Source organism: Streptomyces sp. BK79 (assembly GCF_044142145.1).
Taxonomy (GTDB): Bacteria; Actinomycetota; Actinomycetes; order Streptomycetales; family Streptomycetaceae; genus Streptomyces.
The window spans coordinates 1-26527 of the sequence record NZ_JBHVOC010000038.1 but is presented as its reverse complement, the minus strand read 5'-3'; the positions used below and the strand labels follow the sequence as shown (position 1 = coordinate 26527).

The window sequence follows — 26527 nt, the reverse complement described above, 5'->3', positions numbered from 1 at the left end:
CGGCAGGAGCCCTCCGGGGCGCGGGCGATCCGTCGGGACCGCCGTACAGCCAACGAGGGGGCCCGTACGTCCAACTGTGCGAACAGGCAGCGCGCACAGGCACGTTCGAGGCCCGCGGGTGGGGAGAGGCATGACGCAGAGCAGTGTGCAGGGGGAGGGAACCCGGCCGGACGCCGTCCGGCGCGCCAGGGGAGGCACGCGGGGCGGGGGCGGCGCGGGCAAGGGCGGACAGGGCGGCCCGGCGGGCTCGGGCGGCCCGGGGAGCGGACACGGCAGGCGGCCCGGACAGCGGCGCGCCGGACGCCGGCACCGCGCGCTCCGGTGGTCCGCGACCACCCTCGCGGTGCTGATACTCGGCACGGCCGGCGCCGGCTACCTCTACTACGAGCACCTGAGCGACAACATCGAGAAGGGCGAACGCAGCAGCGGCGACTCCAAGGCGCACCGGACCGAGCCGAACGCGGCCGGGCAGACACCGCTGAACATCCTGCTGATCGGCTCCGACAGCCGGGCCTCCGACGCGAACGTGGCACTGGGCGGCGGCAAGGACAGCCGCGACAACCCGCCGCTGGGCGACGTGCAGATGCTGATCCACCTGGCCGCGGACCGCAAGAGCGCCGCGGTGGTGAGCATCCCCCGCGACACCCGGGTCGACATCCCCGCGTGCACCGACCCGAAGACCGGCGAGAAGTTCCCGGCGACCAACACGATCATCAACGAGTCGCTGGGCCGCGGTGGCGCCGGCTGCACCCTGGCCACCTGGGAGAACCTCACCGGGGTCTACGTCGACCACTGGATGACGATCGACTTCGCGGGGGTGGTGTCGATGGCGGACGCCGTCGGCGGGGTCGAGGTCTGCGTCAACCAGAACGTGTGGGACCGCCCCCTGAGCGCGGGCGAGAGCGGCGGCTCGGGCCTGAAGATGACGGCCGGCCGGCACAAGGTGCAGGGCGAGGAGGCCCTCCAGTGGCTGCGCACCCGCCACGCCTGGGGCAGCGACCCACTGCGCGCACGGGCCCAGCACATGTACATGAACTCGATGATCCGCACCCTGAAGGACCAGAACGTCTTCACCGACACCGGCAGGCTGATGGACCTGGCCGAGGCGGCCACGAAGTCCCTGGCGGTCTCCACCGAGATCGGCACCCCGAAGAAGCTGTACGACCTCGGGATGCAGCTCAAGACGGTGCCGACGGACCGCATCACCATGACGACGCTGCCCACGGTCCAGGACCCTCAGGACCGCAACCACCTGCTCCCGGCCGGTGACGACGCGGAGCGGATGTGGGCGATGCTCCGCGACGACGTGTCCTTCGACGACAAGGGCGGCGCGGACGGCAAGGGCACCGGGGACGGCAAGGGGACCGCGGAGGCATCCGCGGAGGACTCCGCCGGGAAGGCCCCGGACCCCGCCGCCCCCGACTCCGAGATCGGCGTCACCGTCCGGAACGCCACCCGCTCCGCCGCCCTCGGCCCGGTCGGCGGCCGTGCCGCCGCGGTCGCCGACGCGCTGGTGGACAAGGGCTTCGGGAAGGCGGCCCCGGACACCTCGGCCGCGCTCGCCGAGGAGAGGACCGTGGTCCGGTACCCGGACGCGGAGTCGGCGGGCGACGCGCGGCGGGTCGCCGAGGCCCTGGGCATCCCGGCGGGCGCGGTGCGGAAGTCGGCGGACGTGTCGGGGATCACGCTCGACGTGGGAGCTGACTGGCGCTCCGGGACGTCGTATCCGGAAGAGAAGAAGCCCGAGGCCGGCGACCTGCCGGACACCAGCGACGCCCTCAACGGCTCCGACTCGGGTCAGTGCATGGACGTGTACAAGCCCTACCGATGGTAGGAGTTCAGGAAAATAGGACGGATTGCCCTGATGTAGGGGCTGATGACGTGGCACTGGTGTCGTTCAGCCCTGAACTGGGCGGATAGTGTGAGCGCTCCAGTGCCCCCGCCGCGAGGTCCGCCCTGGCGTCGTGCACATGTTGACCCTTTATCGTGCGCCTTCCGGCAGAAGGTGCCGCGTGGCCCCCGACGGAGGATTGGGAGACCGTGGACGCGCAAGGACGTGGGCGGGCAGAGGATGTCGATCCCGCAGACCAGTGGGTACTGAATCCGCGTACCGGTGAATACGAACTGCGGCTGTCTTCTTCCGCGCCGCGACCGGCGGTCCCGGGCCCCCGCGGACGCGCCCCGCACGACACCGACGGCTCCTCCCCCGCCTCTCCCGCCTCCCCCGCCGACGGCACCACCGCCGGCCGGGCCCGGCGGACGGCCGCGCCCGGCCGTGAGGTCCCGCCCCAGCGGCGGCGCCGCCCGGCCGTCGAGGAGCCGGCGCCGGGCCGGCGCGGACGGCGGCCGGCGAAGAAGTCGAAGGGCAGGAAGGCCCTGTTGTGGGTCGGCGGCGGCACCGCGTTCGTCGTCCTCGTGGCCGGTGTCGGCGGTTACGCCTACCTCAAGCACCTGGAGGGCAACGTCTCGACGACGGACATCGGCGACGCCGGGAGCAGCAGCTTCAAGAAGGACGAGGCCTTCAACATCCTCATCATCGGCACGGACAAGCGCACCGGCGCCGGCAACGAGGGCTACGGCGACGCCGGCAGCGCCGGTCACGCCGACACCACGATCCTGCTGCACGTCTCCAAGGACCGCTCCAACGCCACCGCGCTCAGCATCCCCCGCGACCTGATCGTCGACGTCCCCGACTGCCCGACCACGCAGGAGGACGGGGTCAAGACGGTCGTCCCCGGGCAGACGGGCATCCGCTTCAACCGGAGCCTCGGCGAGAGCGGGCGGGACGCGGGCTGCACGATGCGCACGGTGAAGGAAGTGACCGGCATCCAGCCGCACCACTTCATGATGGCCGACTTCAACGCGGTCAAGACGCTCACCACGGCCGTCGACGGCGTCGACGTCTGCGTGGAGCACGCCGTCGACGACCCCAAGTCCCATCTGAAGCTGCCCGCGGGCGAGTCCAAGGTCGAGGGCGAGCAGGCTCTGGCCTTCGTCCGCACCCGGCACGCGTTCGGCAACGAGGGCGACCTGGACCGCATCAAGGTGCAGCAGCAGTTCCTGGGCTCGCTCATGCGGAAGATGTCCTCCGGCGACACCCTGACCAGCCCGACCAAGCTGGTGAAGCTCGCCGAGGCCGCGACCGAGGCACTGACGGTGGACAGCGCCATCGGCACCGTGGGCGCGCTCAAGGACGTCGCCCTGGAGCTGAAGAAGGTGCCGCCGAAGAACATCACGTTCGCCACGGTGCCGGTGAAGGACAACCCCGCCGAGCCGACGCCGGTGACGGTCGTGGTGGACGAGACGAAGGCGCCGCAGGTCTTCGACATGGTCCGCAACGACATCTCCTTCACCGAGGTCAAGCAGCGGAAGAAGAAGGAGGCCGCGGCCGTCGCCGCCCGTCTCGAGGGTGAGAAGGCCGACCCCTCCGAGGTCCGCGTCCGCGTCATGAACGGCGGCGCCGCGGCCGGCAGCGCCCAGGAGGAACTCCAGTACCTCCAGACCAGGGCCGGCGTCACCAAGTCCGAGAACGCGGGCAACGCCGACACGGAACTCGCCAGGACCACCCTCGAATACGCCCCCGACCAGGCCGACCAGGCCCGCGCCCTCGCCGAGATCCTCGGCCTGTCCGGCGCCGCCATGAAACCCGGCGAGAGCGTCACCAACGCCCAGGGCCTGCCCACCATGACCCTCACCCTCGGCAAGGACTTCAAGGGCCCCGGGATCAAACTCGACGCCGCCTCCGCCGAGGCGCCCGAGGGCGTGCAGAAGTCCACGGCGGACCAGGTGCAGTGCGCCAGTTGACCCGGCGGGCCCGGCGGGCGTCTCACAGGACGGCGACGGGCCCGGGCGGTGGCGCGGGGGCGGGAAGGAACGCGGGATGACGCGGAACGATGTGCAGGGGGAGGACACGCGACAGGGCGCACCGGACGCCCCCGAGCGTGCCGAGCGGACCGGGGACGACTCCCCGGGCGACGACGGCGACAGCGGCGCCGAGGCGGGCAGACGCGGGCCGCGCGTCAGGCGCCGGGTGCTGCGCTGGACGGCGGTGGGCCTCGCCGTGCTCCTGGTCGCCACGGCGGGCGCCGGCTACCTCTACTACGAGCACCTCAACGACAACATCAGGAAAGACGTCCTGAACCTGGGCGACAGCAAGGTCGCCGCGCCGACGCCGAACGCGGCGGGGCAGACCCCGCTGAACATCCTCGTGATCGGGTCGGACGCCCGGGACAGCGAGGAGAATCAGCAACTGGGCGGCGCCCGCGAGACGTTCGGCGCCACGCCGCTGGCGGACGTGCAGATGCTGGTGCACCTGTCCGCCGACCGCAGCAACATGTCGGTCGTCAGCATGCCCCGCGACACCCTGGTGAAGATACCCAAGTGCACCGACCCGGACGACGGGAAGGTGTACCCGGCGAGCGAGGGCCGGGCGATGACCAACCAGAGCCTCGGGCACGGCGGTCCCGGCTGCACGGTGGCCACCTGGCAGGAGCTGACCGGCATCCACATCGACCACTTCGTGATGGTCGACTTCGCGGGCGTGGTGTCGATGGCGGACGCCGTCGGCGGCGTCCCGGTCTGCGTGGACGCCAACATCCACTCGCGCGACGGCCAGGGCCACGGCTCCGGCCTGAAACTGGAGAAGGGCACCCACCCGATCAGGGGCGAGCAGGCCCTCCAGTGGCTGCGCACCCGCTACGGCTTCGAGGACGGCAGCGACCTCGCGCGGGCGAAGGCCCAGCACATGTACCTGAACTCGCTGGTCCGGACGCTGCGCGAGAACGCCACCCTGAGCAACCCGAACAAGCTGCGCAGGCTGGCCGAGGAGGCCACCCGGGCCCTCACGGTCGACCCGGGCCTCGACACCGTCAAGAAGCTGTACGACCTCAGCACCGAGCTGCGCCAGGTGAAGCCGGAGCGCATCACCATGACCACGATGCCCAACCGGTACGTGGGCGCCCGCGTGGAGCCGACCGAGGACGCCGAGCAGCTGTTCCGGCTGGTGCGCGAGGACATCGCGCTGGACGGCAAGGACGCGAAGAAGCGGCCCGAGGAGGAGACGCGGGCCCCTGACGACCCGGCCGCCGACGACGCCGAGATCGCGGTCCAGGTGCGCAACGGCACCCGCACCGACCGCCTCCGAGCGGCCGGCGGACGCGCGAACACGGTCGCCGCGCTGCTGGTGGAGCGGGGCTTCGACCGGGCCGTCGCCGACCCCTCGGTGCTGCCGAGCGAGGACCGTACGGTCGTCCGCTACCCGAGCGCCGACCTGGAGGGCGACGCACTCCGGGTCGCCGAGTCCCTCGGGATACCGGCGAGTGCGGTGCGGCGCTCGACGGACGTCTCGGGTGTCACGCTGGTCGTGGGCGCGGACTGGCGCGAGGGGACGGCGTACGAGGCGCCCGCGCCGGACGACGAGACTCCCGAGTCCGCCGAGGCGCTCAACGGCGCCGACGAGAGCGCCTGCATGCACGTGAACCCGGCGTTCACCTGGTCCTGACGGACGTCACCGCGTCCCGGCGGCGTCGGTCTCGGCGTCCGGCCGGACCGCCGGGCGCCGCGACGCGATGACCTTCCTGGCCAGCGACCGCGGGCTGGTCAGGAAGCCCCAGCCCCACGACATGTGCATGGTCGCCAGCGCCACCGGGATCCGCGCCCGTGCCTTCAGCCCCAGCCCCTTGCCCGCCGGGACCGAACCGGCGGCGATCGCGGCCAGGTAGCCGCCGGGGACCACGAAGCCCCACGGGGTCAGCGCGACGCCCACCACGACGCCGGCGGCGATGGCGCACACGGCGGTCGGCGGGGCGAGGTAGCGCAGGTTGATGGAGCCGGAGTGGTAGCGGGCGACGACGTGCCGCCAGCGGCCGTAGTCCTTGTACTGCTTGGCCAGCGCCCGCACGGACGGCCGCGGCCGGTACGACACCCTCAGCTCCGGCGAGAACCAGATCAGGCCGCCGGCCTCGCGGATGCGGAAGTTCAGCTCCCAGTCCTGGGCGCGGATGAACTCCTCGTTGTAGCCGCCCTGGCGCTCCAGCGCCTCGCGGCGGAAGACACCGAGGTACACGGTCTCGGCGGGGCCCGCCTGCCCGCCCGTGTGGAAGGCGGCGTTGCCGACGCCGATCTTCGACGTCATCGCGGCGGCGACGGCGTCCTCCCAGGCGTTCTCACCCTCGGCGTGCATGATGCCGCCGACGTTCTGCGCGCCGGTCTCCTCCAGCAGCCGTACGGCCGTGGCGATGTAGTTCGGCGAGAGCATGCCGTGCCCGTCGACGCGGACGACGACCGGGTGGCGGGAGGCCTTGATGGCGGCGTTCAGCGCGGCGGGCGTACGGCCGGTGGGATTCGGCACGGTGTGCACGCGCGGATCCTCGGCGACGAGCTCGGCGGCGATCTCGTCCGTACGGTCCGTGGACGGACCGAGGGCGATCACGACCTCCATCTCGCCGGCGTACTCCTGGGCGAGGATGGCGCGGACTGAGCCGCGCAGATGCCGCTCCTCGTTGAGGACGGGCATGATCACGGAAACGGCGGGCGGCCGCACGTCGGACTTGGCGTTCATCGGTGCTCACGTTACCGCGAACGGGGGACACGGGTGCGCGCCGCGGGGGTCACAGCCCCGGGCAGCAGATCGTATGGGCCTACGGTGCTCACGGATCCCACGTCCGGCCCCCGGGCCCGTCCTCGCGGAGGTGTCACCTTGCCCACGCCGCCCCGCTCTCCCCGGGCCCCGGCCTCGACGACCCGCGGCGGCCCTCCCCCGCAGCGCGGCGGCCCCCGGCCGTCCGGCCGGGGGCCGAGGCCCCCCGTACGGCGGAAGAAGCCGCGCTGGGCCATGCGGGCGGTGACCGCCCTGTCGGTGGTGGTGCTCGCCTCCGCGGGGATCGGGCACGCGGTGCTCTCCGGCCTCGACTCGGACATCTCGCGGGTCGACGCCTTCCGGGACATGAAGAACCGGCCGCGCGCCGGCGACGGCATGAACGTCCTGCTGGTCGGCACCGACGGCCGCGACCGGATCAGCGAGCAGGAGCGGCAGAAGTACCGGCTCGGCGGCGCGCCCTGCCACTGCACCGACACGATCATGATCGTGCACATCTCGGAGGACCGGGAGCGGGCGAGCGTGGTCAGCCTGCCGCGCGACTCGTACGCCGAGACGCCCGACCACACCGACCGGACCACCGGCGAGCACCACGAGGGCCACCCGCTGAAGCTGAACGCGGCCTACGCCGAGGGCGGCCCGCAGCTGACCATCCGCACCGTCGAGAACATGACCCGGGTGAAGATCGACCACTACGTGGAGGTCGACTTCACCAGCTTCATGAAGACCGTGGACGTCCTCGGGGGCGTGCGGATCTGCACCGCCGAGCCGCTGAAGGACACCTACACCGGACTCGACCTGCCGGCGGGCACGCACACGCTGATGGGCGGGCAGGCGCTCCAGTACGTCCGCGCCCGCCACCTCGACGGCGCCTCCGACCTGAGCCGGATGAAGCGCCAGCAGCGCTTCCTGGCCGCCCTGATCGACCGGGCGACCTCGTCGGGACTGCTGCTGAACCCGCTGAAGTTCCGCGACGTCACCCGGGCGGTGCTGGGCTCGGTACGGGCCGACAAGGGCTTCGGCACCGACGAGATGCTGGCGCTGGGGCGGGCGATGCGGAACTTCTCGCCGTCCTCGTCGGAGTTCACCACCGTGCCGATCGGGCAGATGGGCTACGCCGTCAAGGGCGTCGGCTCGACCCTGAAGTGGGACCCGGCGAAGTCCGGGCGGATCTTCGACGCCCTGCGCGAGGACGAGCCGCTGACCGCGCCGAGGCCGAAGCCGAAGGGCCCGGCGCCGGTACGGGTCCCGGTCGACCCGAAGCAGATCCGGGTCCAGGTGGAGAACGGCACGCACACGCGGGGGCTCGGCAAGCGGGTGGACGACGCCCTGGCGGCGACCGGGTTCCGCACCACCCGGGCGCCCAGGAACGCCGCCGACCGGGCGGTCGAGCGGACCGTCGTCGCCTTCGACCCCCGCTGGGACCGCTCGGCGAAGTCGCTGGCCGCCGCCCTGCCCGGCAGCGAGCTGCGGCCCGTCAAGGGCCAGGGCCCGATGCTCAAGGTGATCGCGGGCGCCGACTTCCAGCGGGTCGCCGCGGTACGGCCGGCGGACCCGCCGCAGGAATCGGGCACGGTGGTGCGCGGCGACGAGGTGGTGTGCGGGAAGCCGTGACCGGCGGCGGCCTCAGTTGCCCTTGACGGTGACCTTCTCGTCGTTCTTCAGCTGCTCGACCAGCGTCTCGACCTTGGCCTTGTCCCACTGGAGGTTGCCGCCGACGCTGCCGGAGACCGGCATGTTCATCGATGTGCCGTCGCCGCCGCTGACGCTCTTCATCGCCCAGAACATGCTCGCCAGGTCGAACAGGCCCATGTCCTTGTCGACGATGAGGGAGTCCAGGCCGGCGCCCATGGTCGGGTACAGCTTGAACGGGTTGAGGACGGTCGACGGGGTGGCCACCTGGCTCGCCAGCGCCGACAGGAACTTCTGCTGGTTCTTCGTCCGGTCCAGGTCGGAGCCGGCCAGCGCGTACCGGGTGCGGACGAAGGCCAGGGCGTCCTCGCCGTTCAGGGTCTGCTTGCCCTTCTTCAGGTCGGCGCCCGACTTCGGGTCCTTGATGTCCTGCGGGATGTCCATCTCGACGCCGCCGACCGCGTCCACGATGTTGGCGAAGCCGGCGAAGCCGATCTCGACGTAGTGGTCCAGGCGCAGCCCGGTGTTGTGCTCGACGGTGCGCACCAGCAGCTCGGGGCCGTCCTCCGCGTACGCGGCGTTCAGCTTCACGCGCCGGCCGGTGCCCTCGTACTTCTTGCCGGACTCGGAGCCGACGAAGCTCGGGATCTCGACGTCCGAGTCGCGGGGCAGGGAGATCAGCGTCGACCCGTTGTCCCCGGTGTGCAGGATCATCATCGAGTCGGTGCGCTTGCCCTCGGCGGAGCCGGTGTGCAGGTCCTTCTTCTGCTCGTCGGTCATGCCCTCGCGGCTGTCGGAACCGACGATCAGGTAGTTCGTGCCCTCGCCCGCCCCGGGCCGCTCGATGACCTTGGACAGGTCGACCTCGCGGTTGAGCTTGGAGTCGGCCCAGAAGTAGGTGCCGACGGTCGTCACGACCAGCGCGGTCACCACGGTGATCGCGGTCCACTTGATCCGGCGCCGCCAGTCGGGCGCCGGCCGCCCGGGACCCGGGCCCCGGCCGGCGGGTCCGCGGCCGCCGGGGCTGCCGTAGACCTGGCCGGTGTTGTAGCCGCTGTCGTACCCCTCCTGGCCGCCGTGGCCCTGGCCGTCGACGTACGACGGCTGCTGCGGCACCCCGCCGCCGTACGGCGGGGCCGACGGGCCCGGTCCGGGCGGCGCCTGCCCGCGGCGGACCTGACGCATCACGCGGGCGCTCTCGGGCCGCGCGCTCGCGCTGCCGCGTCCGTATCCGCCGCCGCGGTTGTCACCGGACCATCCCTCGGGCCAATCATTCATGCGGACCAGTGTGCAGGTCCGCACCACGGCCCATACAAGGGTCGTCGGAAAATAGGGTCGGCGCTGTTGCGAAGCTGACACAAAGTACCCGGCCGTCGCCCCCGGCATAAGGTGGAGGCCATGACAGACCAGGCAGAACAGGCCTCGGCCGCACACTCGGCGACTCCGGAGATCCCGGGCAAGCCGACCTCGGCCTCCCGCACCACCCTCAGCCACATCATGACCCACGGTGACACCAACCTGCTGGGCACGGTGCACGGCGGAGTGATCATGAAGCTCGTCGACGACGCGGCGGGCGCCGTGGCCGGACGCCACTCCGGCGGTCCCGCCGTCACCGCGTCGATGGACGAGATGGCGTTCCTCGAGCCGGTCCGCGTCGGTGACCTCGTCCATGTGAAGGCCCAGGTCAACTGGACCGGCCGCAGCTCCATGGAGGTCGGCGTCCGGGTCCTGGCCGAACGCTGGAACGAGTCCGCCCCGGCCACCCAGGTCGGTTCGGCCTACCTGGTCTTCGCCGCGGTGGACGCGGACGGCAAGCCGCGCACGGTGCCGCCGGTCCTCCCCGAGACCGAGAAGGACAAGCGGCGCTACCAGGAGGCCCAGATCCGCCGCACCCACCGCCTGGCCCGCCGCCGCGCGATCATGGAGCTGCGCGAGCGGCGGGTGGCGGAGGGGTTCGAGGACTGATCCCCCGAAGGCGCGGGCGCGCGCGTGCCGGTTACGGCAGGTTGCGCGCCATGACGATGCGCTGGACCTGGTTGGTGCCTTCGTAGATCTGCGTGATCTTCGCGTCGCGCATCATGCGCTCCACCGGGTAGTCGCGGGTGTAGCCGTAGCCGCCGAGGAGCTGGACGGCGTCCGTGGCGACCTCCATCGCGGTGTCCGAGGCGAAGCACTTGGCGGCGGCGCCCAGGTAGGTGAGGTCGGCGTCGCCGCGCTCGGAGGCGGCGGCGGCCTGGTAGGTCAGGGCGCGGGCGGCCGAGATCTTCATGGCCATGTCGGCGAGCATGAACTGGATGCCCTGGAAGTCGGCGATCGGCTTGCCGAACTGCTTGCGCTCCTTGACGTAGCCCTTGGCGTAGTCGAGGGCGCCCTGGGCGATGCCGAGGGCCTGGGCGGCGATGGTGATGCGGGTGTGGTCCAGGGTCTTCATGGCGGTCGCGAAGCCCGTGCCCTCCTCGCCGATCATGCGGTCGGCGGGGATGCGGACGTTGTCGAGGTAGACCTCGCGGGTCGGGGAGCCCTTGATGCCGAGCTTCTTCTCCGGGGCGCCGAAGGAGACGCCCTCGTCGGACTTCTCGACGACGAAGGCGGAGATGCCCTTGGAGCGCTTGGCGGGGTCGGTGACCGCCATCACCGTGTAGTACTCCGACACGCCCGCGTTGGTGATCCAGCGCTTGACGCCGTTGAGGACCCAGAAGTCGCCGTCGCGGACGGCCTTGGTCTTCATGCCGGCCGCGTCGGATCCCGCGTCGGGCTCGGAGAGGCAGTAGGAGAACATGCCGTCGCCCTTGGCGAGCGGGGTCATGTACTTCTTCTTCAGCTCCTCGGAGCCGGAGAGGATCACCGGCAGCGAGCCGAGCTTGTTCACCGCCGGGATGAGGGAGGAGGAGGCGCACACGCGGGCGACCTCCTCGATGACGATGACGGTGGCGAGCGCGTCGGCGCCGGCGCCGCCGTACGACTCCGGGACGTGGACCGCGTGCAGGTCGTTCGCGGTCAGGGCGTCGAGCGCCTCCTGCGGGAAGCGGGCCTCCTCGTCCACCGCTGCGGCGTACGGCGCGATCTTCGCCTCGGCCAGCGCGCGGACGGCGTCCCGGAGCATGTCGTGCTCCTCGGACGGGCGGTACAGGTCGAAGTCAGCCGATCCGGCCAAGGTCTCTCACGCTCCAAAACGCTGTGATGCTGAGCACGCTAACTACCGTTAAGTAACCCAAATTTTAGAGCCCCGTCCGCGCTCGTGGATAGGTGAGCTTGGCGACAGCCGACCGACGGCCTGCCCGGGTGTCCCCGTTATGCTCGGGCGCGCACCCCCGCCGTACACCTCTGGAGCACCCATGGCCCTCAAGATCACCGTGATCGGCACCGGCTATCTCGGCGCGACCCACGCGGCGGCCATGGCGGAGCTGGGGTTCGAGGTGCTGGGCCTGGACGTGGTGCCCGAGAAGATCGAGATGCTCCAGCGGGGCGAGGTCCCCATGTACGAGCCCGGTCTTGAGGACCTGCTGGGCAAGCACGTCGCCGGGATCGAGGGCTCCAGCGGGCGGCTGCGCTTCACCACCGACTTCGCCGAGGCCGCCGCTTTCGGCGACGTGCACTTCCTGTGCGTGAACACGCCGCAGAAGCACGGTGAGTACGCCTGCGACATGTCCTACGTGGAGGCCGCGCTGGCCTCGCTGGCCCCGCACCTGACCGGTCCGGCGCTGGTCGTCGGCAAGTCGACCGTGCCCGTGGGCTCCGCCGACCGGCTGGCCGCCTACCTCGCCGCGCACGCCCCGGCCGGCGACGACGCCGAGCTGGCCTGGAACCCGGAGTTCCTGCGCGAGGGCTTCGCCGTGAAGGACACGCTGCACCCCGACCGGATCGTGGTCGGTGTGCGCAGCGAGCGGGCGGAGCGGCTGCTGCGCGAGGTGTACGCGACGCCGGTGGCGGAGGGGACGCCCTTCGTGGTCACCGACTTCCCGACCGCCGAGCTGGTGAAGACCTCGGCGAACTCCTTCCTCGCCACCAAGATCTCCTTCATCAACGCGATGGCCGAGGTGTGCGAGGCCGCCGACGGTGACGTCGCCAAGCTGGCGGAGGCGATCGGGTACGACGACCGGATCGGGAAGAAGTTCCTGCGGGCCGGGATCGGCTTCGGCGGCGGCTGCCTGCCGAAGGACATCCGGGCGTTCATGGCGCGCGCCGGTGAGCTGGGCGCCGACCAGGCGCTGACCTTCCTGCGCGAGATCGACTCGATCAACATGCGCCAGCGCGGACGGATGGTGGAACTGACCCGGCAGGCGCTGGGCGGCGGCCCCTTCCTCGGCAAGCGGGTCGCGGTGCTCGGCGCCAGCTTCAAGCCCGACTCGGACGACGTGCGGGACTCGCCCGCACTGAACGTCGCCGGGCAGGTGCACCTCCAGGGCGCGCAGGTGACGGTGTACGACCCGAAGGGCATGGACAACGCCCGGCGGCTGTTCCCGACCCTCGGGTACGCCGACTCCGCGCTGGAGGCGGTGCGGGGCGCCGACGTGGTGCTGCACCTGACCGAGTGGCGGGAGTTCCGCGAGCTGGACCCTCAGGCGCTGGGCGAGGTGGCGGCGGCCCGGGTGATCCTCGACGGGCGCAACGCGCTGGACCCCCAGATGTGGCGCAAGGCCGGCTGGACGTACCGGGCGATGGGCCGCCCGACGGCCTAGCCGCGTGCCGCCCGACCGGGTGGCGCCGGTTCGGCCGGGGCTCAGTCGGCCGAACCGGCGTCGTCCGCATTCTGCCGCACGGGCCGGTCCGACGGCCGGTGAACGCCGAGTGGATCACGCTCCCCTGGCCCGGTAGCGGCGCATCTTGGCGCGGGCCCCGCACACCCGCATGGAGCACCAGCGGCCGCGTCCGGCCGGGCTGCGGTCGTAGTACGCCCAGTGGCAGTCGGCCGCCTCGCACGCCTTCAGCCGCGTCCAGGTGCCCGCGACCAGCGCCTCGGCCACGGCGGCGGCGACCCGGGCGGGCAGGGACGCCTCCCGCGCGGGGGCGGGGGCGAGGGCGGCGGAGCCGTCGGCCGGGTCCACCGTCACGACCAGGGGGGCCGCGGCCAGCAGCTCGCCCAGCGGCGTCACCGGGCGGTGCGGGGGGTGGCCGGCGTGGACGAGCAGGGTCGCGCGCAGCGACTCGCGCAGTGCGCGCGCCCCGGGCACGTCGCCCTGCGTCAGGCCGAAGCGCGCCCGGCCCTCCGCGGTGTCCAGCGCGTCGGCGCCGGACTCGAGGTCGAGGGTGTTCACCAGTGCCTCGACCAGGTCGAGGGAGCCTGGTGCGGGCGATCTCTCACTCACCCTTGCGACGTTACCGCCCTCGCTCGGGGCGTGCGGCAGCGGTTGTCGGACCGCATCGCGCGACGCGGACGCGCCTCACTCCCCGGCCGGGCCGGTGAGGGCGACGGCGTTGCGCACGCGCGTCTCGTTGTCGGCACGCTGCTTCGCGGTGGCCGACGCGTGCTGGCGGATCATGCGCCGCTGAACGGCCGACTCCGCACGGCTCCAGATGTCCACGAGGTCCACCGCGCGTTTGCACGTCACATCGGCGGTGGCCAGATCGATCTCGTCGGTGGGCACCTCGTCGGAGTCGAGGCGGGCCGTGGCGATGCTCTCGAGCGGATCGGCGTAGTCGTATCCCGCCTTCCGCATGCACGTGGACCACGCGGCCAGCGCGTCCTTCACGGCGGTGTCCTTCATCGACTCGGTGAAGGACTCGGTGTTGATGCGGCTCACCACGCCGGCCGTCGAGGTGAGGTCGTCGCGGCCCAGCAGCTTCCGCTCCGCTTCCTGGGCGCAGCCGCCGGACGGCACCGGCTTGCCGTCGACCTCCCGCACGGGTTCGGTGTAGCCGGCGAGCAGGTGGGACCGGCCGGTGTCGGCGTCCAGCAGACGCCCGCCGGTGAGCACGTCCGTCTCCGCCTTCGACGGCGGCTCGCCCTGCTCGGTGGGGGCCGTGTCGTCCGTGGGCAGGAGGTGGTAGCCGTACCGCTGGGCCGCCGGGAGGTCGATGACCCCGTACCTGCGGTCCTGGCGCGGGGCCGCGGGGGTCTTCGGTGCGCTCCAGGAGAGCCCGTACCGCTTCATGCACGCGGCGATCGCGGTGTTCCTCGCCCTGGTGACCTTCACCTGGTCGGCCGGACTCAGCTGGTAGGCGTGGACGGGGAGTTCGAGGCGTCGCGGGGTGAAGCCGAGTGACGCGGTCGGGGCCGGCGACGCGCTCGGGGCCGTGGGCTCCGCCCGCCCGCCGTCCGCCGAGCAACCCGCCAGGAGGCTCACCGTGAGGGCCGGCACCAGTACGGCCGGAAGGGTCGCGCGCGGGCGCTGACGTCTCATCGCGAGCTCCGTCGAGAGTCGGGGAGGCTGGGTGGAGGCTGGGTGCGGCCGTCCGAGACAGCCGCACCCGGGGATCGGAGGGTGGTGCCGTCAGCAGACCTTCACGGAGGCGTTCTCGTTGTACGTGTTGACGAGCTGCCGGTAGCTGTAGCCGTTGATGGTGTCACTGGGACCGGCGTAGTTGCTGTTGTAGTACACGCGCCAGCAGGGGCTGCCCGGGTTGGCGGCGCTCGCCGCGTTGTTCTTGACGGGCTGGCCCTGCCCGACGGTGGTCGTACCGATGTGGCCGAAGATCCACGGCGCCAGGTCGGGCACGCTCTTGGTGAACCCCGCGAAGGAGCCCTCCTGGTTGGAGTTGTAGTAGAGGCAGAGGCGGTTGGACCACAGCGAGGTGGCCTCGGCGCACAGGTTGTAGCCCGCGGTGCCCGCCTGGGCCGGTGCCGCGGAGACCCCCATCATGGCGGCCGTGCCGGCGACCGTCATCGCCAGCGCGCCGATTCGCGACTTCTTCATGTGACTCTCCGTAGCCTAGGACCGAGGACCGGTACACGTGTGGGCGCCATCCCCGGAACGCCTGCGAGACACAGGCCAACTGCCCCCCGCGCACACGCTTTTCTCCGTGATGATCAACGCCGCGCACAACCTACCCGAGGGTTCGAACAGGCGTCCATCCGGCGGGAGTCGACGCGTCGCGCCACCTTTTTCCGTTACCCCTGGACCGTCTCTACAGGTAACGTGGATCGCGGAAGGCGTCCGTACGCACCGCGGACTTCAAGGAGGAAGTCATGGCTGTCGCCGAACTGGGCGTCGTCGTCCTGGACTGTCCCGACCCCCGCGCCCTGGCCCGCTTCTACGCCGGTGTGCTCGGCGGCACCGTCGAGGACAGGAGCGACGACCAGTACGACTGGGTGGAGCTGTCGCTGCCGGGGGGACGGACGCTGGCCTTCCAGGGCTCCCCCGGGCACGTTCCGCCGAAGTGGCCCGGGTCCGACGGGGCGCAGCAGTTCCACCTCGACCTCGACGTGAAGGACCTGGACGCGGCGGAGAAGGCCGTGCTGGAGCTGGGCGCGAGGCCGCTGGACGCGGAGGACCGGGAGCGCTCCTTCCGGGTGTACGCGGATCCGGCCGGCCACCCGTTCTGCCTCTGCGCCTGCTGAGGCCGGCCGCCGCCCACCCCGAAGCCGCCCCCCACCGAAGCCCGCCCCCACCCACCTGGAGGACCTGATGGCACCCGTGGCACGTTTCCGTTCCGTCGTCGTCGACTGCCCCGAGCCGGCCGGGCTGGCCCGCTTCTACGCCGAGGTCGGGGGCGGCACACCCGACGAGCGGGATCCCGACTGGGTGGTGCTCCAGGTGCCCGGCGGGCCGCGGCTGTCCTTCCAGCGGGCCCCGGGCCTCACCCCGCCCGAGTGGCCGCGCTCCGATCGCAACGCCCAGCAGTTCCACCTCGACTTCGACGGCGGGGCGACCTGGGAGGAGATGGACGCGGCCCACGAGAAGGTGCTCGCGCTGGGCGCCCGGCCGCTGGACCTGGAGGACCGGGAGAAGAAGGACTTCATGGTCTACGCCGACCCGGCGGGGCACCCGTTCTGCCTGTGCCGCATCGAGCACTCCTGAACGAGCGGGCGGGTCAGCCGTCGAGGTCGGCGATGGTCGCCGTCGAGGGCTGGCGGCGGGCCTGGGCCGCACGGGCGGTGAAGGCCGCGCCGCGCAACACCCGCTGGACGTTGCCCCACGTCAGCAGGGCCACGTCCGCCTCGTCCCAGCCGCGGCGCAGCAGTTCGGCGATGAGCTTCGGGTAGCAGGAGGCGTCGCCCAGCTCCAGCGGGTGCGCGGTGCCCGCGTCGTAGGTGCCGGAGAGGCCGACGCTGTGCGGGCCGGCCACCGTGCGGACGTGGTCGAGGTGGTCGGCGACGTCCCGGACGGTCGGGCCGGTCTGCTCCGCGGTCAGCGGGACCATGCACAGGCCCTGGGCCGCGCCCAGCTCCACCAGCAGGTCGTCGGGGAGGTTGGCGGGGTGCGGGCGCAGGGCCCGGGCCGCCGAGCGGGTGCACAGCACGGGCGCCTTGGTGACGGCGAAGGTACGGCGGACGGTCTCGGCCGAGGCGCCGGAGAGGTCGGCGATCACGCCGAGCCGGTTCATCTCCCGGACGACCTCCTCGCCGAACCGGGTCAGGCCCGTCCCGCTCGCCCAGGTGGTCCCGGTCAGTGTCAGCACGCGCAGGCCGAGGGTGTGCAGGGAGCGCAGGATGCCGAGGCGGTCGCCGATCGCGGCGGCGCCGGCGGGGCCGGGCAGCACGGCGACCCGGCCGCAGTTGCGGGCGTCGATGGCCTGTCCGGCGTCGTAGGCCAGGCGCAGGCCCTCCGGGTGGGCGCGGACGACCGTCTTGACGAGGTCCAGCTCCTCCAGCGTCGCGCCGACGGCCCGGTCCCCGTCGACGGACTCGGGCAGGTGCAGCGACCAGAACAGCGCGCCCACGTGGCCCTCGCGGAGCCGGGGCACGTCGGTGTCGACGGCGCTCTCGCCCAGCTCCAGGTCGTACCAGGGCAGCCGCCTGAGCGCCCGGGGCAGGCCGCTGTAGCCGTCGGCGACGGGGTGGGCGGACAGGACGGCGTGGGCCCGGGTGAGCGGCTCGTCGTCGGGGTCGGACACGGGTGCGTAGGGCTCCGGCGGGACGACCTCCACGGCGGGCGGCACGGGCAGGTCGGCGAGCCCGGCGGCCTCGGTGCCGGTGTGCAGGTCGTCCTGGAGGTCTGCCATGGCGGGCTCCGTACGGTCGTCGTGCGTTGAGGCCACCGTCGCACGGAGCGGAAAGGGCTTCCTGGTGGGTGGGGCGTTCGGGGGTACGGCACCCGTACGGGACCCGTACGGCACCCGGGCCGGCCGCTCGTGAAGCGGCTCGCGGTGTCCGTGCGGTTGGCTATCCTCACCTCCGTCGTGATCGGCGAAGGGGGAAGTCATGAAGCACGGGGTGGCCGCGAGCGGTGTCGTCGCGATGGTGGCGGTGCTCGCACTCTCCGGGTGCGGGGGATCGGGGAGTGACGGTGCCGAGGACACGGGGTCCGGCGGGAAGGCGGGCGCCGGGCCGTCCTCGACGCCCTCCGCCGAGATGCGGGCGGTGAAGGCGCCGAAGCGGTTCTCGACGGACCGGGCCATCACCCTTCCCGAGTCGGCCGGGGAGGGCAACGTCGCCATCGCGGGGGTGCAGCATCCGCTGCCCATCGCCCTGCACGAGGGCGTCGCGTACATAGCCAGGCCGGACGGCCTGGAGATCGCCAGCGGGTACGTCCCCAGCGACCCGGTCCTGATCACGCCGCAGCGCGAGCCGCTGGCCAGGCTCGACGACCTCGGACCGCTCGTCGGCGGCAACACGGCCCGCAGACCGGTCGTCACCGAGCACGGCGGCAGGACGCTGGCGCTGGCCGCGCTCGTCGGGCGGGTGCCAGGGTCGGGCACGACCAAGGGCCACGACGCGCTGGAGCTGATGGCCGCGGACACCGCGCGGGGGACCAAGGCGTGGTGGGTGGAGATCCCGCTCGCCGAGGGCCACTACTCGGTCGAGGAGGGGCAGAGCGAGGTCGTCGGGCGCAGCGGCCGGACCGTGGTCGTCATGGGGCACGGGCAGCTCTTCGGCGTCGACCTGGACAGCCGCCGCAAGGTGTGGTCGGCGCCGGGCGACTTCCAGGAGGGCGCCGTCCTGGCGGGCGACACCGTGGTGGGACTGCGCCTGGACGAGGACGGCACCGACCGGCGGGTGGTGGGCCTGGACCCGGCCACCGGCGAGGAGCGGTGGTCCGAACCCCGCCTGGCCGCCGAGCGGCTCTCCGCCGCGGGACCGAGGACGGTGGTGGCGAGCGGGTACCTGACGGACGAGGGCGACGGTGCGCTCCTGCTGGACGCCGCCACCGGCGACGAGGTGCGGCGGTTCCCCGAGGACTCGGCGGCGGGCGGCGACTGCGCCTACGACGGCCGGTCCACCACCGTGTGCACGGAGGCCGACCGGGTCGCCGCCTACGACGCGGCGACCGGCGAGGAGCGGTGGGCGCTGCCCGACGAGGCCGGGACCCGCGCCGCCCCCGAGGTGACCCTGGTGCGGGAGGGCCTGGTCTACGGCACCACCGCCGAGAACGGCCCGGTGGTCGTGGACGCCACCACCGGTGCGGACGCGGAGACCCGGCCGGGCATCGCGCCCTACGTCAGTGACGGCTACGTCGGCATCGGCCTCGCCGAGGAGGACAACGCGGTGACGGCCTACCGGGTCGCGAGCTGATCCGGCGTCGTGCGGGTGCGACGGTCCGTCGCACCCGCACCCGCACCCGCACCCCCAGCGGCACGCGTAGCGGTCAGCCGTCCAGCTCCTCCAGCGAGGCGTGGGACGGCCCCCGCGTCGCCCGCAGACCGCGGGCCACGTCCTCCGCCGCGCCCAGCACCCGGACCGCGTTCTTCCAGGTCAGCTTGGCCAGGTCGGCCTTCGACCAGCCGCGGTCGAGCAGCTCGGCGATCAGGTTCGGGTAGCCGGACACGTCGTCGAGACCGTCGGGCGTGAAGGCGGTGCCGTCGTAGTCGCCGCCGATGCCGAGGTGGTCGACGCCGGCGGCCTCGCGCATGTGGTCGAGGTGGTCGGCGACCGTGGACACGGTGGCGACCGGGCGCGGGGCGCGCTCCTCGAAGGCGCGGTGGACCTTCATCGCCTCGGGGCTGGTGTCGAGGTGGTGGAAGCCGTGCGCGCGCATGTTCTCGTCGGCGGCGGCCGTCCAGTCCACGGCCGCCTGGAGCACGAACTTCGGCACGAACGTCACCATCGCCATGCCGCCGTTGGCGGGCAGCCGCTCCAGCACGTCGTCCGGGATGTTGCGCGGGTGGTCGCAGACGGCCCGCGCGGAGGAGTGCGAGAAGATCACCGGCGCGGTGGACGTGTCCAGCGCGTCCCGCATCGTCGTCGCCGCCACGTGCGAGAGGTCGACCAGCATGCCCTCGCGGTTCATCTCCCGCACGACCTCGCGGCCGAAGGCCGACAGGCCGCCGACGCCGGGCTCGTCGGTCGCCGAGTCCGCCCACGCCACGTTGTCGTTGTGGGTGAGCGTCATGTAGCGCACACCGAGCGCGTACAGGGCGCGCAGGGTGGCCAGCGAGTTGTCGATGGAGTGGCCGCCCTCGGCGCCCATGAGGGACGCGATACGGCCCTCGGCGCGGGCCGCCTCCATGTCGGCGGCGGTCAGCGCGGCCCGCAGCTCCCCGGGGTGGCGGTCGATGAGCCGCCGTACGCAGTCGATCTGCTCCAGCGTCGCCGTCACCGCGCCGGGCAGGTCCGAGCGGACGTACACCGACCAGTACTGCGCGCCGACGCCGCCGGAGCGCAGCCGCGCCAGGTCGGTGTGCAGGTGGGCGGACTGGTCGGCGGCGATGTCCCGGGCGTCGAGGTCGTAGCGGACCTGCTCGCGCAGCGCCCAGGGCAGGTCGTTGTGGCCGTCGACGACGGGGAACTCGCGCAGCAGTTCCCGGGCCTGGTCGAGGGAGGTCACGGGCGTCACTTCCCGAAGCCGAAGCCGGCCGCCGAGCCCGCGACCTTGTTGCGCAGCCGCTTGCCCTTCTCGGTGGCCTGGTCGTTCAGCTCCTGCTGGAACTCGCGCATGCGGCCCAGCAGCTCCTCGTCGTGCGCGGCGAGGATGCGGGCGGCCAGCAGCCCGGCGTTGCGGGCGCCGCCGACGGAGACGGTGGCGACCGGCACACCGGCCGGCATCTGCACGATGGACAGGAGGCTGTCCATGCCGTCCAGGTACTTCAGCGGCACCGGCACGCCGATGACCGGCAGCGGCGTCACGGAGGCGAGCATGCCCGGCAGGTGGGCGGCACCCCCGGCCCCGGCGATGATCGCCTTCAGCCCACGCCCGGCCGCCTGCTCGCCGTACGCGATCATCTCGTGCGGCATGCGGTGGGCGGAGACGACGTCGACCTCGTAGGGGATCTCGAACTCGTCGAGGGCCTTGGCGGCGGCCTCCATGACGGGCCAGTCGGAGTCCGACCCCATGACGACGCCGACGACTGGACTGACCGGGCTGGCCTGGCTCATTCGGTGATCGTCCCTCTCAGGTAGCCGGCAGCGTGACGGGCGCGCTCCAGCACGTCGTCCAGGTCGTCGCCGTAGGTGTTGACGTGGCCGACCTTGCGGCCGGGCTTCACGTCCTTGCCGTACATGTGGATCTTGAGCTGCGGGTCGCGGGCCATGCAGTGCAGGTACGCGGAGTACATGTCCGGGTAGTCGCCGCCGAGGACGTTGACCATCACCGTCCACGGGGCGCGGGGGCGCGGGTCGCCGAGCGGCAGGTCGAGGACGGCGCGGACGTGGTTGGCGAACTGCGAGGTGATCGCGCCGTCCATCGTCCAGTGGCCGGAGTTGTGCGGGCGCATCGCCAGCTCGTTGACGAGGACGCGGCCGTCGCGGGTCTGGAACAGCTCGACGGCGAGGTGGCCGACGACGCCGAGTTCCTTGGCGATGCTGAGCGCCATCTCCTCGGCCCGCAGGGCCAGGTCCTCGTCCAGGTCGGGAGCGGGCGCGATCACCGTGTCGCACACGCCCTTGACCTGCTGCGACTCGACGACGGGGTACGCCACCGCCTGGCCGTGCGGAGAGCGCACCACGTTGGCGGCCAGCTCGCGGACGAAGTCGACCTTCTCCTCCGCCAGCACGGGCACACCGGCGCGGAAGGGCTCGGCGGCCTCCTCGACGGAGTCGACCACCCACACCCCCTTGCCGTCGTACCCGCCGCGGACCGTCTTGAGGACCACGGGGAACCCGTCGCCCTCCGCCGCGAAGGCGGCCACGTCGGCCGGATCGCGCACGATCCGGTGGCGCGGGCAGGGCACGCCGATCGCGTCGAGTCGCGCGCGCATCACGCCCTTGTCCTGGGCGTGCACGAGCGCGTCGGGGCCGGGGCGGACGGGGATGCCGTCCGCCTCCAGGGCCCTGAGGTGCTCGGTCGGCACGTGTTCGTGATCGAAGGTGATCACGTCACAGCCGCGCGCGAACTCGCGCAGCGTGTCCAGATCGCGATAGTCGCCGATGACGACTTCGTTCACGACCTGCGCCGCGGAGTCCTGAGGGGTGTCACTGAGGAGCTTGAACCTGATGCCCAGCGGGATGCCCGACTCGTGTGTCATACGAGCGAGCTGGCCACCGCCGACCATGCCGACTACGGGGAACGTCACACCCCTAGCGTATCGGCCGCGCGGAGCCCACCTGTTTACCGGCCGTTTCCCCGGCCATCGCACCGCCCGTCACCGCCGCCCGGCGTCCGTCCGCAGGAAGATCGCGCGTCCGGGTGGTTAGCATGAACGGATTGACGCCAACCGACGGACGGGGGCCTGCACGACCATGGGACATGGTTCCTCGGGTGCTCAGACAGCTCCCCCCGCTCCCCCGGCGCCCCGCGGCGCGGTGCGGGAGCGGCTCGACCGGCTGGTCCGCGAGGTCGTGAAGTTCGGCGCGGTGGGCGGCGCGGGGGTGCTGGTCAACCTCCTGGTCTTCAACCTGGTGCGGCACACCACCGACCTCCAGGTGGTGCGGGCCAGCATCGTCGCGACGATCGTCGCGATCGTCTTCAACTACCTGGGCTTCCGCTACTTCACCTACCGGGACCGCGACAAGGGGCACCGGACCCGCGAGATGTCGCTGTTCCTGGTGTTCAGCGCGGTCGGACTGGTGATCGAGAACGGCGTGCTGTACACGGCGACGTACGGCTTCGGCTGGGACAGCCCGCTGCAGAGCAACATCTTCAAGTTCCTCGGCATCGGCCTGGGCACGCTGTTCCGCTTCTGGTCGTACCGCAGCTGGGTCTTCCGCGCGCTGCCCGCCCGGGAGCCGGTGACGCGGGCGGAGACCTTCCTGGAGCACGAGCAGCCGACGGCGGTACGCACGACGGACGGCACACCGGCGGTCCACCGCTGAGGGCGTTCGCCGCTGAGGGCGTTCACCGCTGAGGGCGTTCACCGCTGGGGACGCTCGCCGCTGAGGGCGGCTAGCGGACCGTGTTCCCGGAGTCGCCGGAGGACTTCGGCGGCTGCGTGCGGGACAGGAACAGGCCGAAGACCGGGGGGCGGCCCTGGAGGAGTTCCAGCCGTCCGCCGTCCGCCTCGGCCAGGTCGCGGGCGACGGCCAGGCCGATGCCCGTCGAGTTCCGCCCGCTGATCGCCCGCTCGAAGATCCGCGCCCCCAGGTCGCCCGGAACGCCGGCCCCCTCGTCGGTGACCTCGACCACCGCCTGGTTGCCGGTCACCCGGGTCCTGAGGGCCACCGTGCCGCCCCCGTGCATCAGGGAGTTCTCGATCAGCGCGGCCAGCACCTGCGCCACCGCGCCCGGGGTGCCCACGGCGGTCAGGTGCCGTTTCCCGGAGCTGACGATCGCCCGGCCCTCGCTGCGGTAGGCGGGGCGCCACTCGTCGATCTGCTGCTGGATGACGTCGTCCAGCTCGAAGGTGACGGCGGAGCCGCTGCGCGGGTCGCGGGAGTTCGTCAGCAGCCGGTCCACGACGTCCGTCAGCCGCTCCACCTGCGACAACGCGATCGTCGCCTCCTCCTTCACCGTCTCCGGCTCGTCGGTGAGGGTGATCTCCTCCAGCCGCATGGACAGCGCGGTCAGCGGCGTACGCAACTGATGGGAGGCGTCGGCGGCCAGCCGGCGTTCGGCGGTGAGCATCCGGGCGATGCGCTCGGCGGAGGAGTCCAGCACGTCCGCGACCCGGTCCAGCTCGGGGACGCCGTACCGCTTGTGCCGCGGGCGCGGGTCGCCGGAGCCGAGGCGCTCGGCGGTCTCGGCGAGGTCGGTGAGCGGGGAGGCGAGGCGGTTGGCCTGCCGGATCGCCAGCACCACCGCGGCGACCACCGCGAGCAGCGCCACCAGGCCGATGATGAGCAGCGTCCGGCCGACCTCGCGGGTCACCGAGGAACTCGGCTCCTCGACGAGGACCGTCTCGCCCTCCTCGCCGGTGGCCCTGCCCCGGATGACCTCACCGGTCGGCCGGGTGCCGACCTCGATGACCGGCTTGCCGGGGATGCGGATCTCGGCGTACCGGGCGTCGCGGACCTGTTCCCGCAGGAAGGCGGCGTCGACGGACCCGGCACCGAGCAGCCGGCTGTCCACGATGCTGGCCAGCCGCACCGCCTCCAGGTCCACCCGCTCCTGGGCGCTGCTGCTGATCGTCCGGGTCTCGACGATCACGAGGGAGACGCCGAACACGGCGATCACGACGAGCACCACGGCGAGCGTGGACTGGATCAGTCGACGGCGCATGTCCTCTTACCTGGGCAGGCCCTGCGGGCGTTCAGTTCTTCTCGAAACGGAAGCCCACGCCGCGCACGGTGGCGATGTAGCGGGGGTTGGCCGCGTCGTCCCCCAGCTTCTTGCGCAGCCAGGAGATGTGCATGTCGAGGGTCTTGGTCGACGACCACCAGGTGGTGTCCCAGACCTCGCGCATCAGCTGGTCGCGGGTGACGACCCGGCCGGCGTCGCGCACCAGCACCCGCAGCAGGTCGAACTCCTTGGCGGTGAGCTGCAGCTCCTCCTCGCCCATCCAGGCCCGGTGCGACTCGACGTCGATGCGCACACCGTGCGTCGCGGGAGGCTGCGGGGGCTCCACGGAGCCGCGCCGCAGCAGGGCCCGGACCCGGGCCAGCAGCTCGGCGAGGCGGAAGGGCTTGGTGACGTAGTCGTCGGCGCCCGCGTCCAGACCGACGACGGTGTCGACCTCGTCGGCGCGCGCGGTCAGGATGAGGATCGGCACGGCGTGGCCCTCGGACCGCAGCCGGCGGGCGACCTCCAGCCCGTCCATGCCCGGCAGGCCCAGGTCCAGCACGACCAGGTCGATGCCGCCCTGCAGCCCCGCGTCGAGTGCGGTGGGTCCGTCCTCACGCACCTCGACCTCGTACCCTTCCCGGCGCAGTGCGCGGGCCAGCGGCTCCGAGATGGACGCGTCGTCCTCGGCGAGCAGTACACGGGTCATGAGCTGATGGTAGTCCGCTCGGAGCAACGCCCGGGCCCCCGCGTACGGACCTGCGGCTGTGGGGTGCCATCCTGTGATGGACCTTCGAAAGATCGTTCGCGGTTCCACTATTACCTGTGATCCGCGTCTCAAGTCCTTCCATACCGGGCGGTGTCCTGCCGTATGGTGAATCAGCGCCTGTAGCACCCAGGGGACCCTTTGGCGACAGTTCGACGCTGAGGGTCTCTTTTGTGTGCGGGCCGGCCCCCACGGCCGGCCTCGAAAGGAATGACCTGTGGCCGGGCCTCACCGCGTGCAGTGACGCGCGCCGAGGCGTGGATCCCGGTGGCCGCCGCCCAGCGCTCCGCAATCCGGAGCGGACTCCCTCAGGCGTGGGACGGGCGGACGAAGGCCGCCGGTGCCGGCCGCCCCCCCCACCGGGCGCGCATCGCCTCCATGAGCGCGTCCCGACCAGCAAGGATCGACCATGGCGTCCAGCCTGACGAAGGACTCGGTCACTCCGGGCACCCCCGGTTCCGAGAAGACCTTCTTCGGCCACCCCCGCGGACTGGCCACTCTCTTCATGACCGAGATGTGGGAGCGTTTCTCCTACTACGGCATGAGGGCTCTGCTCCCGCTGTACCTGGTGGCCCCCGGCGGTCTCGGCATGAACGCCGGCACCGCGACCGCCATCTACTCGGTGTACCTCTCGCTGGTGTACCTGCTCACGATGCCGGGCGGCTGGTTCGGCGACCGTGTCTGGGGCCCCCGCAAGACCGTCGCCGTCGCCGGTGGCGTGATCATGCTCGGCCACCTCACGTTGGCGCTCCCGACCTCCGGCACCTTCTTCGCGGGTCTCGGACTGGTCGCCATCGGTTCCGGTCTGCTGAAGGCCAACATCTCGACGATGGTCGGCCAGCTCTACGACGGCCCCGACGACCCGCGCCGCGACGGTGGCTTCACCGTCTTCTACATGGGCATCAACCTCGGTGCCTTCGCGGCCCCGCTGGTCATCGGCACCATCGGTGAGAACGTCAACTGGCACCTGGGCTTCGCGCTCGCCGCGGTCGGCATGGGCCTGGGCGTGATCCAGTTCCTGATCGGCAGCCGCAACCTGGCGCCGCACTCCAGCATCGTGCCCAAGCCGCTGTCGGCCGAGGAGAAGACCTCCACGCTGCGCAAGGCCGCGTTCTGGGCCGCGATCGCCGTCGTCTTCTACGCGATCGTCGGCTTCTCCGGCGTCTACACCCTGAACTGGATCCTGGTCCCGCTGACCCTGCTCGGCGTGATCATCCCGGTGCTGGTGCTGACCCGCATCAAGCGCGACAGGTCGCTGGACCGCGCCGAGCAGTCGAAGATGTCGGCGTACATCTGGTTCTTCGTCGCCGCGGCCGTCTTCTGGATGATCTACGACCAGGGCGGTTCGACCCTGTCGATCTTCGCCTCCACCTCGGCCGACAACAGCGTCCTGGGCTGGGACTTCCCGGTCTCCTGGTACCAGTCGGTCAACCCGGTCATCATCATGGCCCTGGCCCCGGTCTTCGCCACGCTGTGGCTGGCGCTCGCCCGCCGCGGCAAGGAGCCGAGCACGATCGTCAAGTTCTCCGGCGGTCTGGTGCTGGTCGGCACGTCCTTCTTCCTCTTCCTGGCCCCGCTGGCCATCGCGGACGGCGGCCACAAGGCCGCGGCGATGTGGCTGGTGGCGATCTACTTCGTCCAGACCTGCGGTGAGCTGCTGCTCTCCCCGGTCGGCCTGTCGGTCACCACGAAGATGGCGCCGGTGAAGTACGCCTCGCAGATGATGGGCGTCTGGTTCCTGGCCGTCACCGCCGGTGACGCCACGACCGGCCTGCTCTCCATCGCCGGCGTCGACCTGAACAAGACGGGCATCGTGGCCGCGGAGGCCACGCTCGCCGTGGTCGCCGGTGTCGCGATCTGGATGTACCGCAAGCGCGTCAAGGAACTCATGGGCGACGTCCGCTG

The 26527-nt window shown here is 72.1% G+C and carries 23 protein-coding genes; 11 read left to right on the top strand and 12 right to left on the bottom strand.

Going from position 1 to position 26527, the window contains the following annotated elements:
• Positions 1-130 precede the first annotated feature (130 nt).
• The 3 genes from ACFIF2_RS33850 (at position 131) to ACFIF2_RS33840 (ending at position 5500) form a co-directional block, all read left to right on the top strand.
• On the top strand, positions 131-1834 hold the full coding sequence (locus ACFIF2_RS33850) for an LCP family protein (RefSeq protein ID WP_395577117.1): 1704 nt from the start codon (positions 131-133) through the stop codon (positions 1832-1834).
• 206 nt (positions 1835-2040) lie between these two features.
• Positions 2041-3804 carry an LCP family protein gene (locus tag ACFIF2_RS33845; RefSeq protein WP_395577116.1) on the top strand — a complete coding sequence of 588 codons (1764 nt, stop codon included), beginning with the start codon at positions 2041-2043 and terminating at the stop codon, positions 3802-3804.
• Positions 3805-3880: 76 nt separating this feature from the next.
• The gene (locus tag ACFIF2_RS33840; protein WP_395577115.1) at positions 3881-5500 is read left to right on the top strand and encodes an LCP family protein; all 1620 of its coding nucleotides are present in this window, start codon (positions 3881-3883) and stop codon (positions 5498-5500) included.
• A gap of 6 nt (positions 5501-5506) precedes the next feature.
• Here the strand turns inward: ACFIF2_RS33840 and ACFIF2_RS33835 are convergent, their stop codons facing one another.
• On the bottom strand, positions 5507-6559 hold the full coding sequence (locus tag ACFIF2_RS33835) for a glycosyltransferase family 2 protein (protein ID WP_395577114.1): 1053 nt from the start codon (positions 6557-6559) through the stop codon (positions 5507-5509).
• A gap of 273 nt (positions 6560-6832) precedes the next feature.
• On the opposite strand from ACFIF2_RS33835, the gene ACFIF2_RS33830 reads away from it, so the two are divergent.
• Positions 6833-8209, top strand: a complete 1377-nt coding sequence (locus tag ACFIF2_RS33830; protein ID WP_395577113.1) for an LCP family protein — start codon at positions 6833-6835, stop codon at positions 8207-8209.
• A gap of 12 nt (positions 8210-8221) precedes the next feature.
• Here the strand turns inward: ACFIF2_RS33830 and ACFIF2_RS33825 are convergent, their stop codons facing one another.
• Complete coding sequence (locus tag ACFIF2_RS33825) at positions 8222-9505, bottom strand: LCP family protein (RefSeq protein WP_395577112.1); 1284 nt, start codon at positions 9503-9505, stop codon at positions 8222-8224.
• A 120-nt stretch (positions 9506-9625) separates the two neighbouring features.
• Here ACFIF2_RS33825 and ACFIF2_RS33820 point away from each other — a divergent pair, with 120 nt between their 5' ends.
• Entirely contained in the window at positions 9626-10192 is a 567-nt protein-coding gene (locus ACFIF2_RS33820; RefSeq protein ID WP_395577111.1) for an acyl-CoA thioesterase, read from the top strand.
• Between the two features lie 31 nt (positions 10193-10223).
• Here the strand turns inward: ACFIF2_RS33820 and ACFIF2_RS33815 are convergent, their stop codons facing one another.
• Positions 10224-11381: an acyl-CoA dehydrogenase family protein gene (locus ACFIF2_RS33815; protein ID WP_395577110.1), complete on the bottom strand. Its 1158-nt coding sequence runs from the start codon at positions 11379-11381 to the stop codon at positions 10224-10226.
• Between the two features lie 181 nt (positions 11382-11562).
• On the opposite strand from ACFIF2_RS33815, the gene ACFIF2_RS33810 reads away from it, so the two are divergent.
• Positions 11563-12906 (top strand): UDP-glucose dehydrogenase family protein, encoded by a 1344-nt coding sequence (locus tag ACFIF2_RS33810; RefSeq protein WP_395577109.1) that lies wholly within the window; start codon positions 11563-11565, stop codon positions 12904-12906.
• Positions 12907-13020: 114 nt separating this feature from the next.
• On the opposite strand, the gene ACFIF2_RS33805 is transcribed toward ACFIF2_RS33810, so the two are convergent.
• The 3 genes from ACFIF2_RS33805 to ACFIF2_RS33795 all read right to left on the bottom strand — a co-directional run bounded on the left by ACFIF2_RS33805 (position 13021) and on the right by ACFIF2_RS33795 (position 15081).
• Entirely contained in the window at positions 13021-13533 is a 513-nt protein-coding gene (locus ACFIF2_RS33805; RefSeq protein ID WP_395577108.1) for a CGNR zinc finger domain-containing protein, read from the bottom strand.
• 75 nt (positions 13534-13608) lie between these two features.
• On the bottom strand, positions 13609-14568 hold the full coding sequence (locus ACFIF2_RS33800) for a hypothetical protein (protein ID WP_395577107.1): 960 nt from the start codon (positions 14566-14568) through the stop codon (positions 13609-13611).
• Positions 14569-14658: 90 nt separating this feature from the next.
• Positions 14659-15081 (bottom strand): peptidase inhibitor family I36 protein, encoded by a 423-nt coding sequence (locus ACFIF2_RS33795; RefSeq protein WP_395577106.1) that lies wholly within the window; start codon positions 15079-15081, stop codon positions 14659-14661.
• A gap of 272 nt (positions 15082-15353) precedes the next feature.
• Between ACFIF2_RS33795 and ACFIF2_RS33790 the strand changes: the two genes are divergently transcribed.
• Both ACFIF2_RS33790 and ACFIF2_RS33785 read left to right on the top strand, forming a co-directional pair.
• A complete protein-coding gene (locus ACFIF2_RS33790; protein ID WP_395577105.1) occupies positions 15354-15725 on the top strand; it encodes a VOC family protein in 372 nt (123 codons plus the stop codon).
• A 67-nt stretch (positions 15726-15792) separates the two neighbouring features.
• Entirely contained in the window at positions 15793-16185 is a 393-nt protein-coding gene (locus ACFIF2_RS33785) for a VOC family protein (RefSeq protein ID WP_395577104.1), read from the top strand.
• Positions 16186-16198: 13 nt separating this feature from the next.
• On the opposite strand, the gene ACFIF2_RS33780 is transcribed toward ACFIF2_RS33785, so the two are convergent.
• Positions 16199-17329 carry a dipeptidase gene (locus ACFIF2_RS33780; RefSeq protein WP_395577103.1) on the bottom strand — a complete coding sequence of 377 codons (1131 nt, stop codon included), beginning with the start codon at positions 17327-17329 and terminating at the stop codon, positions 16199-16201.
• 199 nt (positions 17330-17528) lie between these two features.
• On the opposite strand from ACFIF2_RS33780, the gene ACFIF2_RS33775 reads away from it, so the two are divergent.
• Positions 17529-18839 carry a PQQ-binding-like beta-propeller repeat protein gene (locus ACFIF2_RS33775; protein ID WP_395577102.1) on the top strand — a complete coding sequence of 437 codons (1311 nt, stop codon included), beginning with the start codon at positions 17529-17531 and terminating at the stop codon, positions 18837-18839.
• A gap of 73 nt (positions 18840-18912) precedes the next feature.
• On the opposite strand, the gene ACFIF2_RS33770 is transcribed toward ACFIF2_RS33775, so the two are convergent.
• The 3 genes from ACFIF2_RS33770 to ACFIF2_RS33760 are packed head-to-tail and all read right to left on the bottom strand — an operon-like array spanning position 18913 to position 21775.
• Positions 18913-20091 (bottom strand): dipeptidase, encoded by a 1179-nt coding sequence (locus ACFIF2_RS33770; RefSeq protein WP_395577101.1) that lies wholly within the window; start codon positions 20089-20091, stop codon positions 18913-18915.
• Between the two features lie 5 nt (positions 20092-20096).
• The gene (purE, locus tag ACFIF2_RS33765) at positions 20097-20639 is read right to left on the bottom strand and encodes a 5-(carboxyamino)imidazole ribonucleotide mutase (protein WP_395577100.1); all 543 of its coding nucleotides are present in this window, start codon (positions 20637-20639) and stop codon (positions 20097-20099) included.
• Positions 20636-21775: a 5-(carboxyamino)imidazole ribonucleotide synthase gene (locus ACFIF2_RS33760; protein ID WP_395577099.1), complete on the bottom strand. Its 1140-nt coding sequence runs from the start codon at positions 21773-21775 to the stop codon at positions 20636-20638. The genes purE and ACFIF2_RS33760 overlap by 4 nt, the downstream gene beginning before the upstream one ends.
• Positions 21776-21941: 166 nt before the next feature.
• Here ACFIF2_RS33760 and ACFIF2_RS33755 point away from each other — a divergent pair, with 166 nt between their 5' ends.
• Positions 21942-22514, top strand: coding sequence for a GtrA family protein (locus ACFIF2_RS33755; RefSeq protein WP_395577098.1), 573 nt, complete (start codon positions 21942-21944; stop codon positions 22512-22514).
• A gap of 70 nt (positions 22515-22584) precedes the next feature.
• On the opposite strand, the gene ACFIF2_RS33750 is transcribed toward ACFIF2_RS33755, so the two are convergent.
• Both ACFIF2_RS33750 and ACFIF2_RS33745 read right to left on the bottom strand, forming a co-directional pair.
• Positions 22585-23856: an ATP-binding protein gene (locus tag ACFIF2_RS33750; protein ID WP_395577097.1), complete on the bottom strand. Its 1272-nt coding sequence runs from the start codon at positions 23854-23856 to the stop codon at positions 22585-22587.
• A 31-nt stretch (positions 23857-23887) separates the two neighbouring features.
• Positions 23888-24565 carry a response regulator transcription factor gene (locus ACFIF2_RS33745; protein WP_345596614.1) on the bottom strand — a complete coding sequence of 226 codons (678 nt, stop codon included), beginning with the start codon at positions 24563-24565 and terminating at the stop codon, positions 23888-23890.
• Positions 24566-25031: 466 nt separating this feature from the next.
• Between ACFIF2_RS33745 and ACFIF2_RS33740 the strand changes: the two genes are divergently transcribed.
• A partial coding sequence (locus ACFIF2_RS33740) for an MFS transporter (RefSeq protein WP_395577096.1) occupies positions 25032-26527 on the top strand: 1496 nt, incomplete at its 3' end.

Coding starts and splice junctions, on each gene's coding strand:
- ACFIF2_RS33825 (WP_395577112.1), bottom strand. CDS start 9,505: ATGAATGATTGGCCCGAGGGATGGTCCGGTGACAACCGCGGCGGCGGA.
- purE (WP_395577100.1), bottom strand. CDS start 20,639: ATGAGCCAGGCCAGCCCGGTCAGTCCAGTCGTCGGCGTCGTCATGGGG.
- ACFIF2_RS33835 (WP_395577114.1), bottom strand. CDS start 6,559: ATGAACGCCAAGTCCGACGTGCGGCCGCCCGCCGTTTCCGTGATCATG.
- ACFIF2_RS33840 (WP_395577115.1), top strand. CDS start 3,881: ATGACGCGGAACGATGTGCAGGGGGAGGACACGCGACAGGGCGCACCG.
- ACFIF2_RS33810 (WP_395577109.1), top strand. CDS start 11,563: ATGGCCCTCAAGATCACCGTGATCGGCACCGGCTATCTCGGCGCGACC.
- ACFIF2_RS33775 (WP_395577102.1), top strand. CDS start 17,529: ATGAAGCACGGGGTGGCCGCGAGCGGTGTCGTCGCGATGGTGGCGGTG.
- ACFIF2_RS33830 (WP_395577113.1), top strand. CDS start 6,833: ATGCGGGCGGTGACCGCCCTGTCGGTGGTGGTGCTCGCCTCCGCGGGG.
- ACFIF2_RS33780 (WP_395577103.1), bottom strand. CDS start 17,329: ATGGCAGACCTCCAGGACGACCTGCACACCGGCACCGAGGCCGCCGGG.
- ACFIF2_RS33750 (WP_395577097.1), bottom strand. CDS start 23,856: ATGCGCCGTCGACTGATCCAGTCCACGCTCGCCGTGGTGCTCGTCGTG.
- ACFIF2_RS33795 (WP_395577106.1), bottom strand. CDS start 15,081: ATGAAGAAGTCGCGAATCGGCGCGCTGGCGATGACGGTCGCCGGCACG.
- ACFIF2_RS33785 (WP_395577104.1), top strand. CDS start 15,793: ATGGCACCCGTGGCACGTTTCCGTTCCGTCGTCGTCGACTGCCCCGAG.
- ACFIF2_RS33790 (WP_395577105.1), top strand. CDS start 15,354: ATGGCTGTCGCCGAACTGGGCGTCGTCGTCCTGGACTGTCCCGACCCC.
- ACFIF2_RS33745 (WP_345596614.1), bottom strand. CDS start 24,565: ATGACCCGTGTACTGCTCGCCGAGGACGACGCGTCCATCTCGGAGCCG.
- ACFIF2_RS33800 (WP_395577107.1), bottom strand. CDS start 14,568: ATGAGACGTCAGCGCCCGCGCGCGACCCTTCCGGCCGTACTGGTGCCG.
- ACFIF2_RS33850 (WP_395577117.1), top strand. CDS start 131: ATGACGCAGAGCAGTGTGCAGGGGGAGGGAACCCGGCCGGACGCCGTC.
- ACFIF2_RS33755 (WP_395577098.1), top strand. CDS start 21,942: ATGGGACATGGTTCCTCGGGTGCTCAGACAGCTCCCCCCGCTCCCCCG.
- ACFIF2_RS33820 (WP_395577111.1), top strand. CDS start 9,626: ATGACAGACCAGGCAGAACAGGCCTCGGCCGCACACTCGGCGACTCCG.